This is a genomic window from Blattabacterium cuenoti (assembly GCF_014252395.1).
In the GTDB taxonomy this organism is placed as follows: Bacteria; Bacteroidota; Bacteroidia; order Flavobacteriales; family Blattabacteriaceae; genus Blattabacterium; species Blattabacterium cuenoti_AA.
This window is the reverse complement of record NZ_CP059219.1, coordinates 573,160-596,106: the sequence shown is the minus strand read 5'-3', so window position 1 is coordinate 596,106 and position 22,947 is coordinate 573,160. Positions and strand designations below refer to the sequence as shown.

General features: G+C 22.6%; 19 protein-coding genes. 9 read left to right on the top strand and 10 right to left on the bottom strand.

Annotated elements, in window-relative coordinates; genetic code table 11:
* The first annotated feature begins 26 nt into the window (after nt 1-26).
* The gene (gene pdxH, locus H0H36_RS02910) at nt 27-680 is read left to right on the top strand and encodes a pyridoxamine 5'-phosphate oxidase (RefSeq protein ID WP_185869586.1); all 654 of its coding nucleotides are present in this window, start codon (nt 27-29) and stop codon (nt 678-680) included.
* 42 nt (nt 681-722) lie between these two features.
* Here the strand turns inward: pdxH and H0H36_RS02905 are convergent, their stop codons facing one another.
* Together H0H36_RS02905 and fmt are read right to left on the bottom strand one after the other, a co-directional pair.
* Complete coding sequence (locus H0H36_RS02905; protein ID WP_185869585.1) at nt 723-989, bottom strand: HU family DNA-binding protein; 267 nt, start codon at nt 987-989, stop codon at nt 723-725.
* Nucleotides 990-1,105: 116 nt separating this feature from the next.
* Complete coding sequence (gene fmt, locus H0H36_RS02900; RefSeq protein ID WP_238786202.1) at nt 1,106-2,137, bottom strand: methionyl-tRNA formyltransferase; 1,032 nt, start codon at nt 2,135-2,137, stop codon at nt 1,106-1,108.
* Between the two features lie 63 nt (nt 2,138-2,200).
* On the opposite strand from fmt, the gene H0H36_RS02895 reads away from it, so the two are divergent.
* From H0H36_RS02895 to H0H36_RS02885, 3 genes are read left to right on the top strand one after another with little or no spacing between them, the layout of a single operon-like run.
* Complete coding sequence (locus H0H36_RS02895; protein ID WP_012840601.1) at nt 2,201-2,434, top strand: DUF2795 domain-containing protein; 234 nt, start codon at nt 2,201-2,203, stop codon at nt 2,432-2,434.
* Between the two features lie 24 nt (nt 2,435-2,458).
* Nucleotides 2,459-5,731 (top strand): preprotein translocase subunit SecA, encoded by a 3,273-nt coding sequence (locus H0H36_RS02890; protein WP_185869584.1) that lies wholly within the window; start codon nt 2,459-2,461, stop codon nt 5,729-5,731.
* Entirely contained in the window at nt 5,732-6,355 is a 624-nt protein-coding gene (locus H0H36_RS02885) for a SanA/YdcF family protein (protein WP_317167158.1), read from the top strand.
* Here H0H36_RS02885 and menD read toward each other — a convergent pair.
* The 6 genes from menD to prfB are packed head-to-tail and all read right to left on the bottom strand — an operon-like array spanning nt 6,309 to nt 12,796.
* On the bottom strand, nt 6,309-7,991 hold the full coding sequence (gene menD, locus H0H36_RS02880) for a 2-succinyl-5-enolpyruvyl-6-hydroxy-3-cyclohexene-1-carboxylic-acid synthase (RefSeq protein ID WP_185869583.1): 1,683 nt from the start codon (nt 7,989-7,991) through the stop codon (nt 6,309-6,311). The genes H0H36_RS02885 and menD overlap by 47 nt on opposite strands.
* 7 nt (nt 7,992-7,998) lie before the next feature.
* On the bottom strand, nt 7,999-8,733 hold the full coding sequence (fabG, locus tag H0H36_RS02875; protein WP_185869582.1) for a 3-oxoacyl-[acyl-carrier-protein] reductase: 735 nt from the start codon (nt 8,731-8,733) through the stop codon (nt 7,999-8,001).
* Between the two features lie 9 nt (nt 8,734-8,742).
* Complete coding sequence (gene cmk / locus H0H36_RS02870) at nt 8,743-9,432, bottom strand: (d)CMP kinase (RefSeq protein WP_185869581.1); 690 nt, start codon at nt 9,430-9,432, stop codon at nt 8,743-8,745.
* Nucleotides 9,429-10,295 (bottom strand): agmatinase, encoded by an 867-nt coding sequence (speB, locus tag H0H36_RS02865; RefSeq protein WP_185869580.1) that lies wholly within the window; start codon nt 10,293-10,295, stop codon nt 9,429-9,431. Before speB ends, cmk begins: the two co-directional genes overlap by 4 nt.
* A gap of 6 nt (nt 10,296-10,301) precedes the next feature.
* Nucleotides 10,302-11,693 (bottom strand): type III PLP-dependent enzyme domain-containing protein, encoded by a 1,392-nt coding sequence (locus H0H36_RS02860; protein WP_185869579.1) that lies wholly within the window; start codon nt 11,691-11,693, stop codon nt 10,302-10,304.
* Between the two features lie 20 nt (nt 11,694-11,713).
* Nucleotides 11,714-12,796 (bottom strand): peptide chain release factor 2, encoded by a 1,083-nt coding sequence (gene prfB, locus H0H36_RS02855; protein ID WP_185869578.1) that lies wholly within the window; start codon nt 12,794-12,796, stop codon nt 11,714-11,716.
* A 93-nt stretch (nt 12,797-12,889) separates the two neighbouring features.
* Between prfB and clpB the strand changes: the two genes are divergently transcribed.
* Nucleotides 12,890-15,481, top strand: coding sequence for an ATP-dependent chaperone ClpB (gene clpB / locus H0H36_RS02850; protein WP_185869577.1), 2,592 nt, complete (start codon nt 12,890-12,892; stop codon nt 15,479-15,481).
* A 31-nt stretch (nt 15,482-15,512) separates the two neighbouring features.
* Nucleotides 15,513-16,397, top strand: coding sequence for a GTPase Era (gene era / locus H0H36_RS02845; RefSeq protein ID WP_185869576.1), 885 nt, complete (start codon nt 15,513-15,515; stop codon nt 16,395-16,397).
* On the opposite strand, the gene tyrS is transcribed toward era, so the two are convergent.
* Both tyrS and H0H36_RS02835 read right to left on the bottom strand, forming a co-directional pair.
* A complete protein-coding gene (tyrS, locus tag H0H36_RS02840) occupies nt 16,394-17,674 on the bottom strand; it encodes a tyrosine--tRNA ligase (RefSeq protein ID WP_185869575.1) in 1,281 nt (426 codons plus the stop codon). The genes era and tyrS overlap by 4 nt on opposite strands.
* Before the next feature lie 372 nt (nt 17,675-18,046).
* Nucleotides 18,047-19,675, bottom strand: coding sequence for a hypothetical protein (locus H0H36_RS02835; RefSeq protein ID WP_238786201.1), 1,629 nt, complete (start codon nt 19,673-19,675; stop codon nt 18,047-18,049).
* A gap of 87 nt (nt 19,676-19,762) precedes the next feature.
* On the opposite strand from H0H36_RS02835, the gene H0H36_RS02830 reads away from it, so the two are divergent.
* The 3 genes from H0H36_RS02830 to leuD are packed head-to-tail and all read left to right on the top strand — an operon-like array spanning nt 19,763 to nt 22,945.
* On the top strand, nt 19,763-20,977 hold the full coding sequence (locus tag H0H36_RS02830; RefSeq protein ID WP_185869573.1) for a 2-isopropylmalate synthase: 1,215 nt from the start codon (nt 19,763-19,765) through the stop codon (nt 20,975-20,977).
* Nucleotides 20,978-20,979: 2 nt separating this feature from the next.
* Complete coding sequence (gene leuC, locus H0H36_RS02825) at nt 20,980-22,392, top strand: 3-isopropylmalate dehydratase large subunit (protein ID WP_185869572.1); 1,413 nt, start codon at nt 20,980-20,982, stop codon at nt 22,390-22,392.
* Nucleotides 22,367-22,945 carry a 3-isopropylmalate dehydratase small subunit gene (leuD, locus tag H0H36_RS02820; RefSeq protein ID WP_185869571.1) on the top strand — a complete coding sequence of 193 codons (579 nt, stop codon included), beginning with the start codon at nt 22,367-22,369 and terminating at the stop codon, nt 22,943-22,945. Before leuC ends, leuD begins: the two co-directional genes overlap by 26 nt.
* Nucleotides 22,946-22,947: the final 2 nt, after the last annotated feature.

The following is a 22,947-nucleotide window of genomic DNA, read 5'->3' as shown; positions in this document are numbered from 1 at the left end:
TTTTGTTTTTAGTTAATCATAAAAATATGACTTTTGATTTAAGTAATTATAGAAAAAATTATAAAAAAAATTCTTTATTAGAATTAGATATTCCAAAAAATCCTTTAAAATTATTTCATAATTGGTTAGAACAAGAAAAAATTTTTTCTGAAAATACTGAAGTCAATGCTATGTCTATATCCACTATAGGAGAGGATGGTTGTCCAGAAACTAGAGTTGTTTTATTAAAAGAATATTCTGAAAAAGGATTTATTTTTTACACAAATTATTATAGTTTTAAGGGAAGATCTATACAAAAAATACCAAAAATTTGTCTTTCTTTTTTTTGGGAAAAAACAGAAAGACAAATAATTATTAAAGGAATAACATCAAAAATAAAAAAAAATAAATCAGATAAATATTTTTATAAAAGACCAAAAGAAAATCAAATAGGAAGTTGGGTATCTAGACAAAGTACTAAAATTCCATCTAAAGAGTATTTATTAGAACAATATAATAAATGGAAAGATTTTTTTAGAAAAAAAAAAACTATAGATCGTCCATTTTATTGGGGAGGATATATAGTAAAACCATATAGAATGGAATTTTGGCAAGGACAATCTCATAGATTACATGACAGAATTGTTTATAATAAATTAGAAAAAAATAATAAATGGATTTTATGTAGATTATCACCATAAAAAAGATAAAGTTTTAAAAAAACTTTATCCTTTCTTAATATTTTACAATTTTGTTAATTCTGCTCCTATTTTAAATTTAGCTACTTTTTTTCCTGGAATATGTATTCTTTTTCCTGTTCTAGGGTTAACTCCATTTCTTGGATTTCTTTCTATAACAGAAAAGGTTCCAAATCCGACAAGGGTTACTTTAACTCCTTTTTTTAAGGATTCAATTACCGTTTCAATAAATGCATCTGTAACATTTCTTGCTTTTATTTTTGTTATTCCAGTTTTTTCAGCTATTGAATTAACCAATTCTGTTTTGTTCATGAACTTATATATATAATTTTAATTTTTTTAATTAACTATAAAACAATCTTATAATTAATGATAACAAATATAATAAAAGGAGAAAGAACTCTTAACATAAGAAGAAATCTTTTTTTTTATCTAACAAAAAGATTTCTTCTTATGTTAAGACCATTAATTAGGTTTTTAATATTCATTTTTTTTCTTCCTTCTATTTGTCCTTCTAAAATAAATAGAAAACCTCCTTTCACATAAATTTTCATTTCATATGAAATAATAATAACTAATCCAATTGGAAAAGAATGAACTTCATGTATTTTTTTTACAAAAAAAATTTTAAATCTAAAAAATATTTTTTCATTGAAAAATAAATAAGTCCATGCAGTTGGATAAGGACATAACCCTCTTATTTTATTATAAATAGATTCTATAGAATTATCCCATTGTATTCTACAATCTTTATTAGATATTTTTGGAGCATATTTTAACAAGGAATAATTAATTTTTTTTTTCATATTTTTTTGATCAATGGGTTTTATTTTATTTTTTAGAATACCTTCTAAGGTTTTTATAATCAAATAGCCACCTATTTTACTTAGTTTTTCTTCTAGTTCTCCTGCAGTTTCTTCTTTTCCTATTTTTATTTCTTTTTGCAAAAGAATTTTTCCAGAATCTATTTTTTTTTCTATAAAAAAAGTAGTTAATCCTGTTTTACTTTCTCCATTTATAATTGTCCAATTTATAGGAGCTGCTCCTTTATATTGAGGTAAAATAGATGGATGTAAATTTAAAGAACCCATTTTAGGTAAATTCCATACTTTTTTTGGCAAAATTTTAAAAGAAACAACAATTTGTATATCAGGATTCCATTTTTCTAAATTTTTTAAAAAAGAATAATCAAGAAGATTTTTTGGTTGTAAAAAAGGTATATTATTTTTTAATGCGTATTTTTTTATAGGTGTAAAATATTTTTCTTTTTTTTTACATAATGTAAAATCTGGATTTGTAATTATCCCTACAATATTATATTTTTTAATGTATAATTCTTTTAGAGATGAAAGGGAAAAATTATTAGAACCTATAAATACAATTTTTGGAAACTTTTTCATATAATTTATTTGTAATTTAAATTCACTAATTTTATCTTGTAATTTTATGAAAAAGTTCATTGATTTTTGAGAATCAAATATATAAAAATATCATTTTATTTGATTTTTTAATTTTTAAAATATATGTATTGGACTTTAGAATTAGCTTCTCATTTAGAAGATGCGCCTTGGCCTGCAACAAAAGAAGAATTGATTGATTTTGCTATTCGTACTGGAGCGCCTTTAGAAGTAGTTGAAAATCTTCAGCAATTAGAAAACGGAGAGGGGGAGATTTTTGAATCTATAGAAGATATATGGGCTGATTATCCACGTGATGACGAAGATTTTTATTGGAATAGAGATGAATATGAACTTTAACTTTATTTTTATGATTAATATTATATGAGTTTTATCAGAAATATTTTAAATAAATTTTTAAATAAAAATGATAGAGACCTTAAAGAGGTTAGTAAATTATTAGTTCAAATCAAAGAAGAAGAGAAAAAAACATCGACATTATCTGATGAAGAATTGAGAAATGAAACTAAATATTTAAAAAATATTATACTAAATTCTACAAAAAAATTTAAAGAAGAAGAAAAAGAATTATTAAATAATATAAAAGATAAATTTAATACTATTGGAACTTTAGAAAAAACTTATTCAAGTATAGAAATAATTAAAGAAAAATCTAATAAAATAGAACAAAAAATATTAATAGATATTTTACCTAAAGCTTTTTCTATTATTAAGGAAACAGCTAAGCGTTTTAAAGAAAATAAAAAACTTGTTGTGAAATCTACTCTTTTTGATAAAGAGTTATCAAAAACAAAATCTTATATTACTTTGGATGGAGATTACGCTATTTGGATAAATAGATGGGATGCATATGGTAAACCTATAATTTGGGATATGGTACATTATGATGTACAATTAATGGGTGGAATAGTTTTACATCAAGGAAAAATAGCTGAAATGGCTACAGGAGAAGGAAAAACTTTTGTAGCTACTCTAGCAGCTTATTTAAATGCTTTACCTGGAAAAGGAGTACATATAGTTACAGTAAATAATTATTTATCTAGAAGAGATACAAATTGGATGGCTCCTTTAATGGAGTTTCATACATTAACAGTAGATTGTATAGATAATTATCCATCATCTAATATAGATATGCGTAAAAAAGCTTATAAAGCAGATATTACCTATGGTACAAATAATGAATTTGGTTTTGATTATTTGCGAGATAATATGAGTTCTTCTAAAGATGAATTAGTTCAAAGAGAATTAAATTATGCAATTATAGATGAAATAGATTCTGTATTAATAGATGAAGCACGTACTCCTTTAGTTATATCTGGACCTGTAGACTCTAAAAAAGATAATAAAAATGAATTTGAATTTTTTAAAGAAAAAGTAGAACAACTTGTAAAAAAACAAAATATAGTAGTTAATAATTGTTTACAAAAAGCAAGAAATTTAATAAAAAATGGAGATAAAAAATTAGGTGGATTAAATTTATTTCAAGCATACCGTGGTTTACCGAAGAAAAAATCATTAATTAAATTTTTAAGTGAAGATAATATTCGTTTAATATTACAAAAAACGGAAAGTCAATATTTACAAGATTATGGTAGAGATATTTATAAGGTAGATAAAGATCTTTATTTTATTATTGATGAAAAAAATAATACTGTAGAATTAACAGATAAGGGTATAGAATTTTTATCCAATAATGTAGAAGATGCTGGATTTTTTGTCTTACCAGATATAAATGTAGAATTAACTGAATTAGAAAATAAAAATTTATTTAAAGAAATAGAAATAAAAGAAAAAGAAAAACTTTTGAAAAATTTTTCAGTTAAATCACAAAGAATACACATTATTAATCAACTTCTTAAAGGTTTTACCTTGTTTGAAAGAGATATTGATTATGTTGTTTTAGAAGGTAAAGTTAAAATAGTAGATGAACAAACTGGTCGTATTATGGAAGGAAGACGTTATTCTGATGGATTACATCAAGCTATAGAAGCAAAAGAAAATGTTCATATAGAATCTTCTAGTCAAACTCTTGCTACGATAACTTTACAAAATTATTTTAGAATGTATAGAAAAATATCAGGAATGACAGGTACTGCGGAAACAGAATCTGGAGAATTTTGGCATATCTATAAATTAGATGTAGTAGTAATACCTAGTCATAAAGCTATACAAAGAAAAGATTTACAAGATCTTGTTTTTAAAACAAAAAGAGAAAAATATAACGCTATCATAGAAAAAATAATTTTTTTGTCTAAAAAAGAAAAACGTCCTGTTCTTGTTGGTACAACTTCTGTAGAGGTTTCAGAATTTTTGAGCAGAGCTTTAAAATTTAGAAAAATATCACATAATGTTTTAAATGCAAAATTGCATGAAAAAGAAGCTGAAATTATAGAAAAAGCTGGATTTATTGGATCTGTAACTATAGCGACTAATATGGCAGGACGTGGAACAGATATTAAACTTTCTAAAGAAGTGATAGAAAATGAAGGTTTATATGTTTTAGGAACTGAAAGACATGATTCTAGAAGGGTAGATAATCAGTTAAGAGGTAGATCTGGACGTCAAGGAGATCCAGGATGCTCTCAATTTTATGTATCCTTAGAAGATAATTTAATTCGTTTGTTTATTGATACAGAAAGACTTTCTAAATTAATGGATAAATTTGGTCATAAAGAAGGAGACATCATACAACATCCTTTATTAACAAAATCTATTGAAAAAGCACAAAAAAAAATAGAGGATAACAATTTTAGTATGCGAAAACGTTTATTAGATTATGATGATGTTATTAATAAACAAAGAGAATTTATCTATAAAAGACGTAAAAATGCTCTATATGGAAATGAATTGAGTTTAGATATTTCTAATATGGTATATTTTTTATTAAATGTTATAATAACTGTTAATAAATCTATTAACGATTTTAAAAATTTAGAATATGAATTTAATAACATTTTTGGTATTAAATTTCCTATAAAAGAAAAAGATTTTTTTTCTTATAAAGAAGATAATTGTATAAATAAACTTCATGATACAATTATATATTTGTACGATAAAAAAAAAGAAAAAATAAATCAAGAAATAGAAACTATTGTTTCTAATATCGTTGGAATAAATAAAGAATTTTATAAATTGCAGGTAATCTTTACAGATGGATTTCATCATATAGTTTCTATGTCAGATTTAAAGGAATTTTATGATACTAAAGGAAAATCCTTATTATCAATACTTGAAAAAAAAACTATATTATGTTTTATGGATGATAAGTGGAAAGAACATTTACGTGAAATGGATAATTTACGATATTCAGTGCAAAATGCTGTTTTTGAACAAAAAGATCCTCTTATAGTTTATAAACAAAATGCTTTTAATTTGTTTCAGGAAAGAGTTTATGATATTAATAAAAAAATTATATCTTTTTTATTAAAATCTTTTATAAAAAGAGGTGAAGTTTTATGCATTCCAAATAATAATCTAGATTATTTTATGAAAGTAAAAAATGGTAAAAAAATAGGTAGAAACAATAGAATTAATATTCGTCATTTAATTACAGGAGAAACTAAAAATATTAAATTTAAACAAGCAGAATTTTTTTTAGAAAAAGGCGAATGGGTAATAGAGAATGATTCTTGTTAGATTTCATGTTTTATTATAATAAAACGTATATTATTAACTTTAATTATATTTATCATTTCTTGTTACTTTGTAATAAGTTTTTGGTCAATAAAAAAAAATTATAATTGTATAAAATATATTCCATATAATACATATGGTGTTGTTTTAGGTACTTCTAAGTATTTACATGGAGGTGGTATAAATGCTTATTTTAAATATAGGATAGATGCAGCAGCTATTCTTTTTCATCATAGAAAAATACGTTATATTATTGTAAGTGGAGATAATAGAGAAAAAAATTATAATGAACCAAAAATGATGAAAAAAGAATTAATAAAAAAAGGTATTCCTTCTAATTTTATTTATGAAGATTTTTATGGAATTAGTACTTTACATTCTATATCAAGAGTTTATAAAAATTTTCATCAAAAAAAATTTACAATTATATCTCAAAAATTTCATAATGAAAGAGCTATTTTTATTGGAAATTGTTTAGGATTAGATGTGATAGCATTTAATGCTAAAAGTTTTTCTTTTGATGAAAAAGTACAATTGAGAGAAATTTTTGCTAGAATTAAAGTTTTTTGGGATATTTTTTTTAAAAAAAATATTTTTTTAAAATTTCTGCATTATTATATTTTTTAGTATTTACTTCTAATAAACAAGGATTATCTGAATTATTCCAAAATAAGGATAAACTATTTTTTAAAGCATGTTTATTACACACTTTTTTATATTCCCAATTATACATTTTGCATATTTTTTCTGCAGAAAAAATATGTTTTGTTTCGAAAAAGTTGAATACTTTTTTAGGTAATTTTTTTGAAATAAATTTAAAAATATGACCTCCTCCATTATTAATAAGTATAATTCTAAAATTTTTTGGAGTATAATTATTCCATAAAGCGTTACTATCATAAAAAAAACTTATATCTCCAACAATTAATGTTACAATTTTTTTACTAATTACAGAAGAACCTATAGCTGTTGAAACACAACCGTCTATTCCAGATACACCTCTGTTACAATAGGATTGAATAGAATATTTTTTTTTATTAAAAAGTTGATAATATCTTATTATCATACTATTTCCTAATTGTAGGATAGAATTATTAGGAATTTTATTGAAAATAAAAAAAAGAATTTTAATTTCTGAAAAATTTTTTTCTTTTTTTAAAAAAAATTTTTGTTCTTTTATTTTTAATTTTCTTATATTTTCCCATTTATATCTATAATTTGAAAAATTCAAATTATTTATTATATTAAAATTATAAAAAATTTTAAAAAATGATTCTGGGGAAATTGGCCAATAAGTAGTTAATTTATAATAAGTATCCGGATAGGATAGATGATTTTCACCTATATGCCAATGATATATTGGTGGATCTTTTCTTAAAAAGAACTTTATTTTTTTGGATATAATATTGATTCCAATAGTTAATAAAATATGTGGTTTTAAACTTTTCCATTGTTTATAAGTCATACCAAAAAGTAATTGGTCTATACTTGAGAAAAATAATTTTCCATGTACATGAGATGTTGTTTCTGTAAATACAACAATAGAAGGATCTAAACTTAATTTTCTTAATATTTTTTCCATATTTTTTTCTGGATAATTTAATCCTAATAAAATCATTTTTTTTTTATATTTTTTCCATATATATAATTCTTTTTTGTAATATTTATATTTTTTAATATTATTTTTTACAGGTAGAATTTTAATTATTTTTGGTTTTACTTTTAATTTATTTGTTGTTTCATAAAGAGGTTCTGAAAATGGAATATTAATATGTATAGGTATTTTTTTTAAAATACATTTATTAATAGATTCATTCATTAATTTATCGTTATACCATAATCCTGATTCAGATTCATCTTCAGTTAATTGAATTGAAGTTTCTACATGTTTTTTAAAAATATTTTCTTGATGAATTGTTTGACCTTCTAAAATATCTATAATTTCTTTAGGACGATCTGCAGTAATAAAAATAAGTGGAATTTTTTGATAAAAAGCTTCTATTAATGCAGGATAAAAATTAACAACAGCTGATCCAGAAGTACAATTAACAACTACAGGAGTTTTTATTTGTTGAGCTATTCCTAAAGCAAAAAATCCTGCACAACGTTCATCCACTATACTATAAGTAGTAAAATATTTATTTTGTGTAAAATGTATAATGATTGGAGCATTTCTAGATCCTGGAGAAATAATTATATTAAATATAGATTTAGCTTTCAAAATTTCACCTAAACTTTGTACAATTTTTTTATTGGAATACATTTTTAATTTAAATTAATCCACCATTTACATTTAAAACAGAACCAGTAACATAATTAGATAAATCTGAAGCTAAAAATAAAGTACAATTAGCTACTTCTTGAGGAGTTCCTGCTCGTTGTAATGGTATATTTTTTATCCAATTTTTTTTTATATCACAATTAAGATTAGAATTCATTTTTGTAATAATATATCCAGGAGCTATAACATTACAACGTATATTTTTTTTACCTAATTCTTTTGCTATTGATTTAGTAAATCCAATAATTCCTGCTTTAGATGATGCATAATTAGATTGACCAATGTTGCCTGTAAGTCCTACAATAGAACTCATATTAATAATACTTCCTTTTTTTTGTTTCATCATAGGAATAATAACATGTTTAGTTAAATTGAAAACAGAATAAAGATTAGTTTTTATAACATAGTCCCAATCTTCTTTTGATATTTTAAGTAGAAAATTATCTTTTATAATACCAGCATTGTTAACTAATATATCGATAGTTTTATATTTTTTTAAAATATTTTTAACTAAATTTTCTGAAGAATTAAAATCTGAAAGATCTATCTTATATGATTCTACTGAATTTTTCAATTCAACTTCCAATTTATTTGCTTCCTTTTTTGATGAAAAAAATGTAAAAATAACATTAGCTCCATGTTTTACAAAAGTTTTTACTATAGATCTTCCTATATCTCCTGATCCACCTGTTACTAGAGCTATTTTTTTATTTAATAACTTCATGTAATAATATTATGATTTGTTTTTATTATTTATTAATTGAAAAATTAAATTTAATTGTTCTTCTATATTTATAAATGTAGAATCTATTTCTATATAATCTGAAGATTTTTTAAGTGGGGAAATATGACGAGAAGTATCCATAATATCTCTATAAATAATGTTTTTTTTAACTTCATCATAAGTAATTTTTATTCCTTTTTTTTTTAGTTCTTTATATCTTCTATAAGAACGAATATCTATAGAACCTTTCATAAAAATTTTTAATTCTGATTTAGGAAAAACAGATAATCCGATATCTCTTCCATCCATAACTATTCCTTTTTTTTTACCCATATTTTTTTGCATAGTAGTTAATATTTCACGTATTTCTGGAATACGTGCTATTAAACTAACTTTTTTTGTTACTTCTATTGATCTAATTTTTGATTGAATATTTTCTTTATTTATAAAAATATTCGTTTTATTAAATTTTTTATTCCATTTAAACTTAAAATTTATTTTTTTTAAAAAAGGTATAAAATTAGATACATTCCATAAATCACTGTTAAACATTTTTTTTTGAATAGCTAATAAAGTAATACCTCTATACATAGATCCAGTATCTATATATTTATATTTTAGTTTTTTAGAAATAGCTTTGGCTAAAGTACTTTTTCCAGAGGAAGAATAACCATCTATAGCTATAATGATTTTATTCATAAATTATTAATTAATTCATATTTATATGATAATAATTTATAATAAAGTTTTACAGTTAAAAAATCAGAAGAAGGTTCTTTTTTATTTGGTAAAAGTTCAACTATATCAAATCCTATTATTTTTTTTTTTTTAAAAACTTTTTTTAAAAATTTTAAAGTAGTATACCAATATAATCCTCCTGGTTCTGGAGTTCCAGTAGAAGGAACTATGCTTGGATCAAAAACATCTATGTCTATACTTATGAACACATTTTTTGATAGTCTATGAATAGCTTTTTTCATCCAGGTATCATTTTTATAAATTTTATGCATGTAAAAAATATTTCCTTTTTGAACATATTTTTTTTCTATAAAATCCATACTACGAATACCTATTTGTATTAAAGGGTATTTTTTTGAAGCCTCATGCATAGAACAAGCATGATTATACGGATCTCCATTGTATATGGATCGTAAATCAGCATGTGCATCCATATGAAGAATACTTAAATCTTCATATTTTTCTCCAAAAGCTCTAATACTTCCTATTGATATAGAATGATCTCCTCCTATAATAGTAACAAATTTTTCTTTAAATAAAAATTTTTTTGTAACGTTGTATACCTTATCAATCATATCTTTAGAAGATATAGAAGTAGGTAAAACAGGTACAGATATAAAAATTCCTCTTTTATATACTTCAGAATTTGTTTCAATATCATATAATTCCATATGTTCAGATGCAGATAGAAAAGCTTTTGGTCCTTTTTTAGATCCTTTTTTCCATGTTTGAGTACGATCATATGGAATTAGTATAAGTATTATTTTAGACTTTTCAAGTGTTGCATATTTTTTAGATATTCCGGCAAAAGTTTTTTTTATCATTGAATTTCAATAACCTAATATTTTTAATATTTCTTCAGGATTTTGTGATTTTCTAAATATTTTGTATACCAATTTTTTTTCTTGATCTAAATCTATTAATATATGTATAGGTTGAGGAATTAAACAATGGTGTACTCCTCCATATCCACTTATTGTATCTTGATAAGCTCCAGTATTAAAAAATCCAATATATAATGGAATATTTTTATGAAAACAAGGAAGATGTATAGCATTCATATGTTGTTCTGAATTATAATAATCATCACTATCACATGTTAATCCTCCTAAAAAAACTCTTTCATAAGAATCGTTCCATCGATTAATTGCCATCATAATAAATCTACTACTCATTGCCCAAGTATCAGGAAGTGTAGTCATAAAAGAACTATCTATCATATTCCATTTTTCTCTATCATTTTGACGTTTTTGACTAAGTATTTTGTATAAAATACCACCACTTTCTCCTACTGTGTATGCTCCAAATTCAGTATATATATGTGGTTCAGAAACGTTTTCTTTTTGGCAAAATTTTTTTATTTGATAAACAATTTCATTTGTCATATATTCATAATCATATTTAAAAGACATTGATGTTTTAATAGGAAATCCTCCTCCTATATTTAAAACATCTAATTCTGGTGCTATTTTTTTTAGTTTTGCATAAATATGTAAACACTTAAAAAGTTCATTCCAATAATAAGCGGTATCTTTAATACCTGTATTAATGAAAAAATGTAACATTTTTAATTTTACTTTAGGATTATTTTTTATTTTATTTAAATAAAAAACAATAATATCTTTATATCCAATTCCTAATCTAGAAGTATAAAATTCAAATTTAGGTTCTTCCTCTGAAGCTATACGTATGCCTAATTTAAAAGGTGAATTTATAACTAAACTAAGTTTTTCTAATTCATCAGAATTATCTAATATAGGAATAGTATTATAAAAACCATTATTAATAAGTTCTGATATGTTATTAATATAATTTTTGGTTTTAAATCCATTACATATTATTTCAACATTTTTATCAGTTTTTCCTTTTTTATAAAGATTTTTTACAATTTCTATATCATAAGCATATGAAGTCTCAATACTTATATTATTTTTTAAAGCTTCTTCTAAGATAAAAGAAAAATGAGAACTTTTAGTACAATAACAATAAGTATATCTATTATTATATTGATTAGATTGAATAGCTTTTTCAAACCATTTTCTAGCTCTTTTTATGTTTTTAGATATTTTTGGTAGATATGTAAATTTTAATGGAGTTCCATATCTTTCTATAAGATGCATTAATGGAATACCATGAAATTCTAATAAATTATTTTTAATAGAAAATTCCTCAGTAGGAAAATCAAAAGTTTGATCTATAAGATCATAATAACGAATTTTCATTGAAATTTATGAAAAAATATTTATTTTTTTTTATGCATTAAAAATTTTTTTAAAAAAAGATCTATTTCTCCATCCATTACGGATTGAAATTGTGTTGTTTCATAACCTGTTCTTAAATCTTTTATTAATTTATAAGGATGCATAATATAATTACGTATTTGATATCCCCATTCTATTTTTTTTTTTTTAGATTCTATTTTTACTTTTTCTTCATTTTTTTTATTAATTTCTATATCAAATAATCTAGATTTTAGAAGCTGTAAAGCTTTTTTTCTATTTTTTATCTGAGATCTAGATTCTGTATTTTCTATTATAATTCCAGTTGGATGATGACGTAATCGTACTCCTGTTTCTACTTTATTAACATTTTGTCCACCTGCTCCACTAGAACGAAATGTTTCCCATTGAATATCTGAAATTTTTATATTTATATTTATATTTTCATCTATTACAGGATAAACATAAACAGAAGAAAAAGAAGTGTGACGTTTTGAATTGCTATCAAATGGAGATATACGTATTAACCTATGGACTCCATTTTCTCCTTTTAAGTGTCCAAAAGCATAAAGTCCTTTTATTTCTAAAGTTACAGACTTAATTCCAATAATATCTCCATATATGTGATGAATATTTTTAATGGAAAAATTATATTTTTCAGCCCACATTATATACATTCTCATTAACATAGAAGTCCAATCACAACTTTCAGTCCCACCTGCTCCAGAAGAAATTTGTAATATAGCATTTAAAGAATCTTCTTTTTTTGAAAAAAGATTTTTTAATTCCATATTTAAAAGTAATTTTTTAGTTTTATTTAATTGAATTTTTAATTCTTTTTCTAAATTTTCTTCTTTGGAAAGAGATAAAATAACTTTTAATTCTTCTAAAGATTCTTTTAAATTTTCAAAATCATTTATGCATGTTTTCATATTATGCATATTTTTTATAAAACTTTGAGATTTATTATTTTTTTTCCAAAAATCAATAGTTGATATTTTTTTTTGTTCTTTATCAAAATTTTCTTTTACTTTTTCTATATTTAGCATATTATAAATTCTGTTAACTCTATCAGAAATAGATTGAATTTCTTCCTTATTTATCATAATACTAAAATAAATATTTTTAAATAATTAGTTAAAAAACTTCTTAATCTTATCATATTTTTTTTATATTATTATAAAAAAAAACTTCTTAATATGAATTTTAATAAGTTTACTATAAAATCTCAAGAAGTAATACAAAAAGCACAAAAAATTGCATTAAATAATAATCAACAATCTATTGAAAATGCACATATTTTGAAATCAATTTTAAAAATTAAAGAAAATATAGTATCATTTTTTTTAGAAAAATTAAAAGTAAGTAATCAATCAATAATAATAGGCTTAGATAGTATTATTTCTTCTTATTCAAAAATCATAAGTGTACCATTTACTCAACATTTTAGTACTAATGTTACTAAAATGTTAAATATAGCAGAAAATTATGCTGTTTTATTAAAAGATGAATTTATCTCTATAGAGCATATTTTTTATGGTATTTTTATGAGTAATGATTCTACTTCTCAACTGTTAAAAAATCATGGTATTACAGAAAAAAATATAAAAGAAATAATTGAAAATATTAGAAAAAAAAGCGGTAATGTCATTTCTTATACACCAGAAAATACCTATAATGCTTTAATAAAATATGCAAAAAATCTTAATGAATGGGCGAATAAAGGAAAATTAGATCCTGTTATTGGACGTGATGAAGAAATACGTAGAGTTTTACAAATATTATCTAGAAGAACAAAAAATAATCCAATTTTAATTGGAGAACCAGGAGTAGGTAAAACTGCTATTGCAGAAGGATTAGCACATCGTATTATTAGTAGTGATATTCCAGATAATTTAAAAAATAAACAGGTTTTTTCTTTAGACATGGCTTCTTTAATAGCAGGAGCTAAATATAAAGGAGAATTTGAAGAACGTCTTAAAGCTGTAGTCAAAGAAGTAACATACTCAGATGGAGAAATTATTTTATTTATAGATGAAATACATATTTTAGTTGGAGCAGGAGGAGGCGAAGGATCTATGGATGCAGCAAATATTTTGAAACCAGCATTAGCAAGAGGTGATCTTAGAGCAATAGGAGCAACAACTTTAAATGAATATCAAAAATATTTTAAAAAGGATAAGGCTTTAGAAAGAAGATTTCAACAAGTATATGTTAATGAACCTTCTATTATTGATGCAATATCTATATTACGTGGAATTAAAGAAAAATATGAAAGTTATCATAAAGTAAGAATTAAAGATGAATCTATTATAGCTGCTGTAGAATTATCTAAACGTTATATAAATGAACGATTTTTACCAGACAAAGCTATAGATTTAATAGATGAAGCGGCTTCTAAATTAAGAATGGAAATAAATTCTAAACCAGAAGAATTAGATGTATTACATAGAAAAATTATGCATATGGAAATACAAATAGAAGCTTTAAAAAGAGAAAAAGATGAAAAACAATTAATTCCTTTAAAAAAAGAATTATCTAAATTAAATGAAGAAAAAATGCAGTTACAAACTCAATGGCAAAGTGAAAAAAATTTAGTAGAAGGAATACAAAAAACAAAAGATAAAATAGAAAATTTTAAATTTGAAGCAGAACAAGCAGAAAGATTAGGAGATTATGGAAAAGTAGCAGAATTAAGATATGGAAAAATTAAAGAAGAAGAAAATAAAATTAAATCATTTGAAAATGAATTAAAAAAACAAGAAGATCAAGGTAAAAAAATGATACAAAAAGAAGTATCTAAAGAAGACATAGCTCAAGTAGTATCTAAATGGACTGGAATTCCAGTTACTAAAATGTTGCAAAATGAAAGAGAAAAATTATTATTTTTAGAAAAAGAATTACATAAAAGAGTTATAGGACAAAATGATGCTATTAAATCTGTTTCAGATGCTATAAGACGTTCTAGAGCTGGATTACAAGATGAAAAAAGACCTATAGGTTCCTTTCTTTTTATGGGGAGCACAGGAGTTGGAAAAACAGAATTAGCAAAAACTTTGGCAGAATATTTGTTTGACGATGAAAATAATATAGTTCGTATAGATATGAGCGAATATCAAGAACGTCATTCTGTAAGCAGGCTTATAGGAGCTCCACCTGGATATATAGGTTATGATGATAGTGGTCAATTAACAGAAGCTATCCGTAGACGTCCTTATAGTGTCATTTTATTAGATGAAATAGAAAAAGCACATTCAGATATTTTTAATATACTTTTACAGGTATTAGATGATGGTAGATTGACAGATAATAAAGGAAAAACAGTTAATTTTAAAAATACTATTATTATCATGACTTCTAATATAGGTGCAGATATCATACAGGATAATTTGGATCAATCTTACACTTATAATAGAATAGAAACTACAAAAAAAACTTTAATAGATTTGTTAAAAAATGTAGTGAGACCTGAATTTATTAATCGTATAGATGAAATTATTTTATTTAAACCACTATCTAGAAAAGAAATTAAAGATATTGTCAAGTTGCAAATGAAAAAATTAAAAAATTTATTATTTAATAAAAATATTTGTATAGAATCAACTAATGAAGCTATAGAATATTTAGCAGAAAAAGGATATAATCATCATTTTGGAGCTAGACCTTTAAGGAGAATTATTCAACATGATATATTAAATAACCTATCTAAAGAAATACTAAAAGAAAAAATACAAAAAAATCATAAAATTTTAATAGATTTTTTTAAAGAACAAGGAATTGTATTTAGATAAAAATAAAAAAATTAATAAAAATTATAATATAGTGATTCATAAATCAGGTTTTGTTAATATCATAGGATTTCCTAATGTAGGAAAATCTACATTGATGAATGCTCTTATAGGTAAAAAAATTTCTATAATAACGAATAAACCACAAACTACTCGTCATAGAATATTAGGAATTGTTAATAAACCTAATTTTCAAATTATTTTTTCTGATACTCCAGGTATAATACATCCTATTTACCCTATGCAAAGGATTATGATGCAATATGTAAAAAAATCATTGTATGATGGGGATATTATCCTATTAACAACAGAAATAGGAAAATTAGAAAATTTTTATATGATTGATTATATAAAAAAAAATAAGAATGTTCCTATCATTATATTAATAAATAAAATAGATAAAATAGGTATAGAATATAGAGAAAATATTTTATATAAAACAATTGATTATTGGCATAAATTATTTCCTAATTCTGAAATATTACCAATATCTGCATTAAAAAAAATGAATCAAGATTTATTAATGAATAAAATTTATGAATTATTATCTGAACATCCTCCTTATTATCCTAAAATATCTTTAAGTAATAAATCTGAATATTTTTTTGTAAATGAAATAATTAGAGAAAAAATATTTTTTTTCTATAAAAAAGAAATACCTTATTCTGTGGAAATAGATACAGAATTTTTAAAAAAAGAAAAAACTTTCATAGAAATATTTTCTTCTATATATGTAGAAAGAGATTCTCAAAAAGGAATTTTGATTGGAAAAAAAGGAAAAACTTTAAAAAAGTTGAAATTTTTTTCCGTAAAAAGTATAGAATCTTGTTTAAAGAAAAAAATAAAATTAAAATTACATGTAAAAATATTAAAAAAATGGAGATATGATTACAAAAAATTGAAAAATTTTGGATATTAAATCAATATTATTTTTATAATAAAGAATTTTTTTTTACCAAATTGTAATAAAATATATTTCATTCCTATTATGTTATTTTTTTTTAATAATATATTTTCTTTAATCATTTGTTTATTGACATAAATAGAATTTGCTTTTATAGCACGAATAGCTTCACTTTTAGAAGAAAAAAAACCACTATTTTTTAATAAATCTATTAAAAAAATTCCTTTTTTAAATTCATCATAAGAAAGTTCCATATGTGGAATATGATTATATATAGAAACAAAATTTTTTTCATCTAAATAATGTAATTTTTTATGATTTTTATCAAATAATATATGTGTAATTTCCATTATTTTTTTAGATATTTCTTTTCCATGAACCCATTTAGTAATATCATTAGCTAATTCTCTTTGCAAAAATCTTTTATCTGGATTTTTTCTATGTTTTAAAATTAAAATTTCAATTTTTTCTTTAGAAAAAAAAGTATATATTTTTATATATTTTTCAATTTTTGAATCAGATATATTCATCCAAAATTGATAAAATTTATATGGAGATGTTTTCTTTTCATCTAACCATATATTTTCTCCTTTTTCACTTTTTCCAAACTTAATTCCATTAGATTTTGTTATTAAAGGAAATGTAAATCCATATACTTTTTTTCCTGTTTTTTTTCTAATAAGCTCTATACCTGTTGTTATATTTCCCCATTGATCAGATCCTCCTATTTGTAATTGACAATTTTTTTCTTTATTTAAATATAAAAAGTCATATCCTTGTATAAGAGTATAAGAAAATTCAGTAAAAGAAATTCCGTTTTTTTTATTTTTAATTCTTTTTTTTACAGAATCTTTAGATATCATATAATTTATAGTAAAGTGTTTACCCACTTTACGAATAAATTCTAAAAAAGAAATATTTTGAATCCAATCTGAATTATTTAATAATTCTATTTTTTCTGAATGAACTTTTACAAGTTTTAATATTTGATTTTTTATAAGTTTTGTATTTTTTTGTAAAATTTCTTTACTTAAAAAAATCCTACTATTATATTTTTCAGAGGGATCTCCTATAAAACCTGTAGCTCCACCAATCAATGCTAAAGATTTATGTCCCATTTTTTGAAAATGAATTAACATAATAATAGGTAATAAATTACCTAAATGAAGAGAATCAGATGTAGGATCAAAACCAATATACATTGTAGTTGGTTTTTTTAATTTTTGTTCTACACCAGATACTTTATTTTGTATTAAACCTCTCCATGAAAGTTCATCTATGATAGTTTTCATATAATAATAGTATTTTTATTAATGAAAATGATAAAACAGATTATAAAATATAATTTTTTTACTTTTTTTTTTAGTTTTATTCATATACTATTCAATTTCTTTTTTTTTAAAAAATATTTTTTTTATGTATTGAAAATAAATACAGTATTATTTACTGTAAGTAGTTTTTTATTTTTATTTTTCTTAGTTTTAAGGAATAAATTTCCTAGAATGATTATATATATTTATATTTTATTTATTATTATAAAGTTATTTTTAGGAATTATTATTTTTTTTTATTCAATTATTGATTATATAGATCATTTCAATTTATTAATAATTATAAATTTTATTTTATCATATTTCATGATGATTTTTTTTAGAATTATATTTTTATTTAAAAAATGATTTTATTATTGTTTTTTTTTTTTTTAAAAATTTTTCTTTTATAATAATTTCTATAGATTTATTTTCTATTTTAGAAGTTAACCAAGATATTATATCTAAATATAAAAAAGTTCTTTTTTCATAAGGATGATGATAATATTTAATCAATTTATCTCTTAGTTTTTTAAATTGACATTTTATTTGATGTGGATATACATTACCTAAATTTTTAAAAAAATATATTATTTTTTTTTGTACAATATACCAATCATCCATTTGGATAAAAAATTTATATGCAGATTGAATTTTTTGGTCCATGTTTTCATCTAAACCACTTTCATAACAAGCAATTAAATGTAATAGTCTAGCAAAACATTGTAAATCTTGTCTTAAATTTTTTTTTTTATTTTCTATAATTTTTAATAAATACCGAATAGTATTTAAATTATCTCCACTACCAAAATATAAACAAGCTATTTTATAATAAAGTACCATAATATAATGATAATCTAATCTATTAGAAAACTTTTTAAAATCTATAAGCAAAGACGGTATAATTTTTTGAACTCCTTCTGAAAAACTTCCTTCCATATAATGCTTGTTAATACGGTTAGTATATGTATACATAAAAATTAATATTTTTGTATTTTCGTTTATAAGTATTTCTCCATTTTTAACTTCTTTTTCAAATGTTTTTAATACATCAGTAAATTTTGAATAATGATTCAAATAAAATAAGGTACCTAATAAATAGTGATATCCTTTTAAATAACTAACAGGAGCTATTTTTTTTGCTTTTTTATGATTTTTAAATAATTCTACCCATTTATAAGAAGATCTATAACACATTATGAAATCTTGTCGTATATAATGATACCATACTTGAGCTTGATGTAAAAATAGCTTTTCATAAAAAAAAAGTTTTTTAAAATCAAATTTTGGAATATTTGTACGAAAATATGTTTCTATAAATATTTTATCTTTTTCATTTCTAACATATCCAACTTTTAGATATAATCCATATAATTCTAAAGAAAGATTAGATAAAGCATTGGTATATTGAATTTTTTCAATTAATTCTTTAGATTCTACTGCTAATTCTCCGGATTTAGAATGAAGACTTCTAGTTATATGTTGAGATTCAATCATTTTTTCAAATTCCACTAATTCCAAAAGAATGGAATTATATTCATAGATTTTAGCAATAATTTTTGCTTTTCCTAAAAATTTTAAACTTTGAATATATAATCCTTTATTATACAATATTTTAGCAATATCTAAATATTCACGTATTTTTATATCATAATTATTATCAGTATGTTGTAATTTTAGACTAATTAATATTTGTTTATATAAATGAGATTTCATATTAGATAATTGTACTTTTCTTATAGAAGTATCTTCTAATATTTTTTTTTCGTCATAAAAATCCATTTTACTTATTACTTGAAATAGTTTCATAAACTTAGCATGTTTATTTATTCTTATACGATTTGCATAAAGCTTAAAATTTCTCTTTTCAGATTTTGATAAAGTTTGTATTAATAAAAAAAGGTGATTTGATTTATTATTAGACATTGTAATCCTATAATTATATTTTATTTGATAAATAGAAAAATATGTAATAATTTTCAATACTAGATATTGTAAGTTTCAAGAAAATTTATTTCTATTTTATTTTTGTAAAAAATAGTTTTGATATTATCAAAATAATACAATGGTATGGTAAAAAAAAGAATTAAAATTTTTGACACAACTTTGCGAGATGGGGAACAAGTTCCAGGATGTAAATTAAATACTAAAGAAAAAGTAAAAATAGCTAAAAAATTAGAAACATTAGGAGTTGATGTAATTGAAGCAGGATTTCCTACTTCAAGTCCAGGAGATTATCAATCTGTTCAAGAAATTTCTAAATCTGTAAAAAAAGCAATAGTATGTGCATTATCTAGAGCAGTAGAAAAAGATATAGAAATAGCAGCTAATTCTTTAAAATATGCTAATAGAGCAAGAATTCATACTGGTATAGGAACATCAGATTGTCATATACGTTATAAATTTAAAAGTACTCCAGAAAAAATTATAGAAAAAGCTATATATGCTGTAAAGTATGCTAAAAAATTTGTAGAGGATGTAGAATTTTATGCAGAAGATGCAGGTAGAACAGAAAATGAATTTTTAGCAAAAGTTTGTGAAAATGTTATAAAATATGGAGCTACAGTAATAAATATTCCTGATACTACTGGATATTGTTTACCTGAAGAATATGGTAATAAAATACGTTTTTTAAAAGAAAATGTTAAAGGTATTCATAAAATAGTATTATCTACTCATTGTCATAATGATTTAGGATTAGCTACGGCTAATTCTCTATATGGAATAATAAATGGAGCAGAACAAATTGAATGTACTATTAATGGTATTGGAGAAAGAGCAGGAAATACATCTTTAGAAGAGATAGTGATGATTATTAAACAAAATAATAGTTTAAATTTATTTACTAATATAAATACAAAACTTATTTCTGATATAAGCCATTTAGTATCTGAATCTACAGGAATGAAAGTACAAGCTAATAAAGCTATAGTAGGAATTAATGCTTTTTCTCATTCATCAGGAATACACCAAGATGGTGTAATAAAAAAAAGAGAAACTTATGAAAGTATTAATCCAAAAGATGTTGGAATAGATCAATCTTCAATTATTTTAACAGCTAGAAGTGGTAGAGCTGCATTAGCTTACCGTTATAAAAAATTAGGATATTTATTAAATAAAAATTCTTTAGATTTAATTTATTCTATATTTTTAAAACATGCAGATAAAAAAAAGGAGATTACTAATAAAGAATTAAAAATAATTTTACAAAAATTAAATAATAAAGATAAAAATAAAGTTTTGCATACTACTAATAATAGTGGTAGAAGAATAAATGTTGTATAAATATGCAAAAATCATTATTTGAAAAAATTTGGGATTATCATGTAGTAAAAAAACTAGAAAATAATATAGATATTATTTATATAGATAGACATTATATACATGAAGTAACTAGTCCACAAGCTTTTATAGAATTAAAAAATAGAAATTTTTCTATTTTTAGACCTAAAAAAATTATAGCTACGGCGGATCATAATGTTCCTACAATTAATCAAAATTTACCTGTTTTAGACCATTTATCAAGAAAACAAATAAACATGTTAACATATAATTGTAAAAAATTTGGAATAACGTTATATGGATTGGGTCATGAAAATAATGGAATTGTTCATGTTATAGGACCTGAATTAGGGTATACTATACCTGGTATGACAATAGTTTGTGGAGATAGTCATACTTCTACTCACGGAGCTTTTGGATGTATAGCTTTTGGTATTGGAACTAGTCAAGTAACTATGGTTATGGCTAGTCAATGTTTATTATTATCAAAACCAAAAAAAATGAAAATTCAATTGAATGGTAAAATAAAAAAAGGAGTTACTCCAAAGGATATTATTTTATATATTATTTCTAAATTGGGAGTAGATGCAGGCATTGGTTATTTTATAGAATATACAGGATTAGTCATTAAAGAAATGAGTATGGAAGGAAGAATGACTATTTGTAATATGAGTATTGAGATGGGAGCAAAAGGGGGATTAATAGCTCCAGATGAGGTTACTTTTGATTATCTAAAAAATAAAAATAATTTTTTAGAATTAAATAATAATAAAAAAATAATGAAATATTGGAAGTCTTTAGAAACAGATAAAAATACTACGTTTGATAAAGAATATTATTTCAATGTTGAAGAAATTGAACCAATGATTACTTATGGGACAAATCCTGGTATGTCTATAAAAATATCTGAATGTATACCAAAAAATAATAATACAAATTTAAAGTCATTTTTTAAGTCATTGACTTATATGAATTTTCATCCAGGAGAATCTTTAATAGGAAAAAAAATTAACTATATTTTTATAGGAAGTTGTACTAATTCTAGAATAGAAGATTTAAGATTGGTAGCTTCTATAGTAAAGGGTAAAAAAAAAGCTATCAATACAAAAGTATTAATAGTACCTGGATCAAATCAAGTAGTTAAACAAGTAAAAAAAGAAGGATTAGATAAAATATTTAAAGAATCTGGATTAGAATTTCGTCAGCCAGGATGCTCTGCTTGTTTAGGAATGAACGATGATAAAATACCATATGGTGAATATTGTATTTCTACATCTAACAGAAATTTTGAAGGAAGACAAGGTCCAGGAGCTAGAACATTACTTGCAAGTCCTTTAACTGCTGCTATTACTGCTATTAAAGGTAAAATTATAGATGTAAATAAATATATTCATGAAAAAATTTACAATATTAATTAGTCAAGTTGTTCCTATATCTATAGAAGATATAGATACTGATCAAATTATACCAGCTCGTTTTTTAAAAAAAACTAAACGTGAAGAATATGGTAAAAATCTTTTTATAGATTGGCGTAAAATTAACAAAGATTTTATATTAAATAATCCTAATTTTTATGGAAAAATTCTTTTAACAGGAAGAAATTTTGGTTGTGGATCTAGTAGAGAACATGCAGCTTGGTCTATTTATGATTATGGATTTAGGGTTGTAATATCTAGTTTTTTTGCTGATATTTTTAAAGAAAATGCGATGAATAATGGATTACTTGTTGTAGAAGTTTCCAATTTTTTTTTACAAAAATTATTTAATATAGTTGAAAAAAATCCAAAAACAAAAATTAAAGTAGATTTAATTAATCAAAAAGTTTTAATAATAAAAACAAAAGAATTTGAAAAATTTAATATTCATCCATATAAAAAAAATTGTTTTTTAAATGGTTATGATGATATAGATTTTTTAGTTTCTCTTAAAAAAGAGGTAGAAATTTTTGAAAAAAATAGGGGAATTTTTTAAAA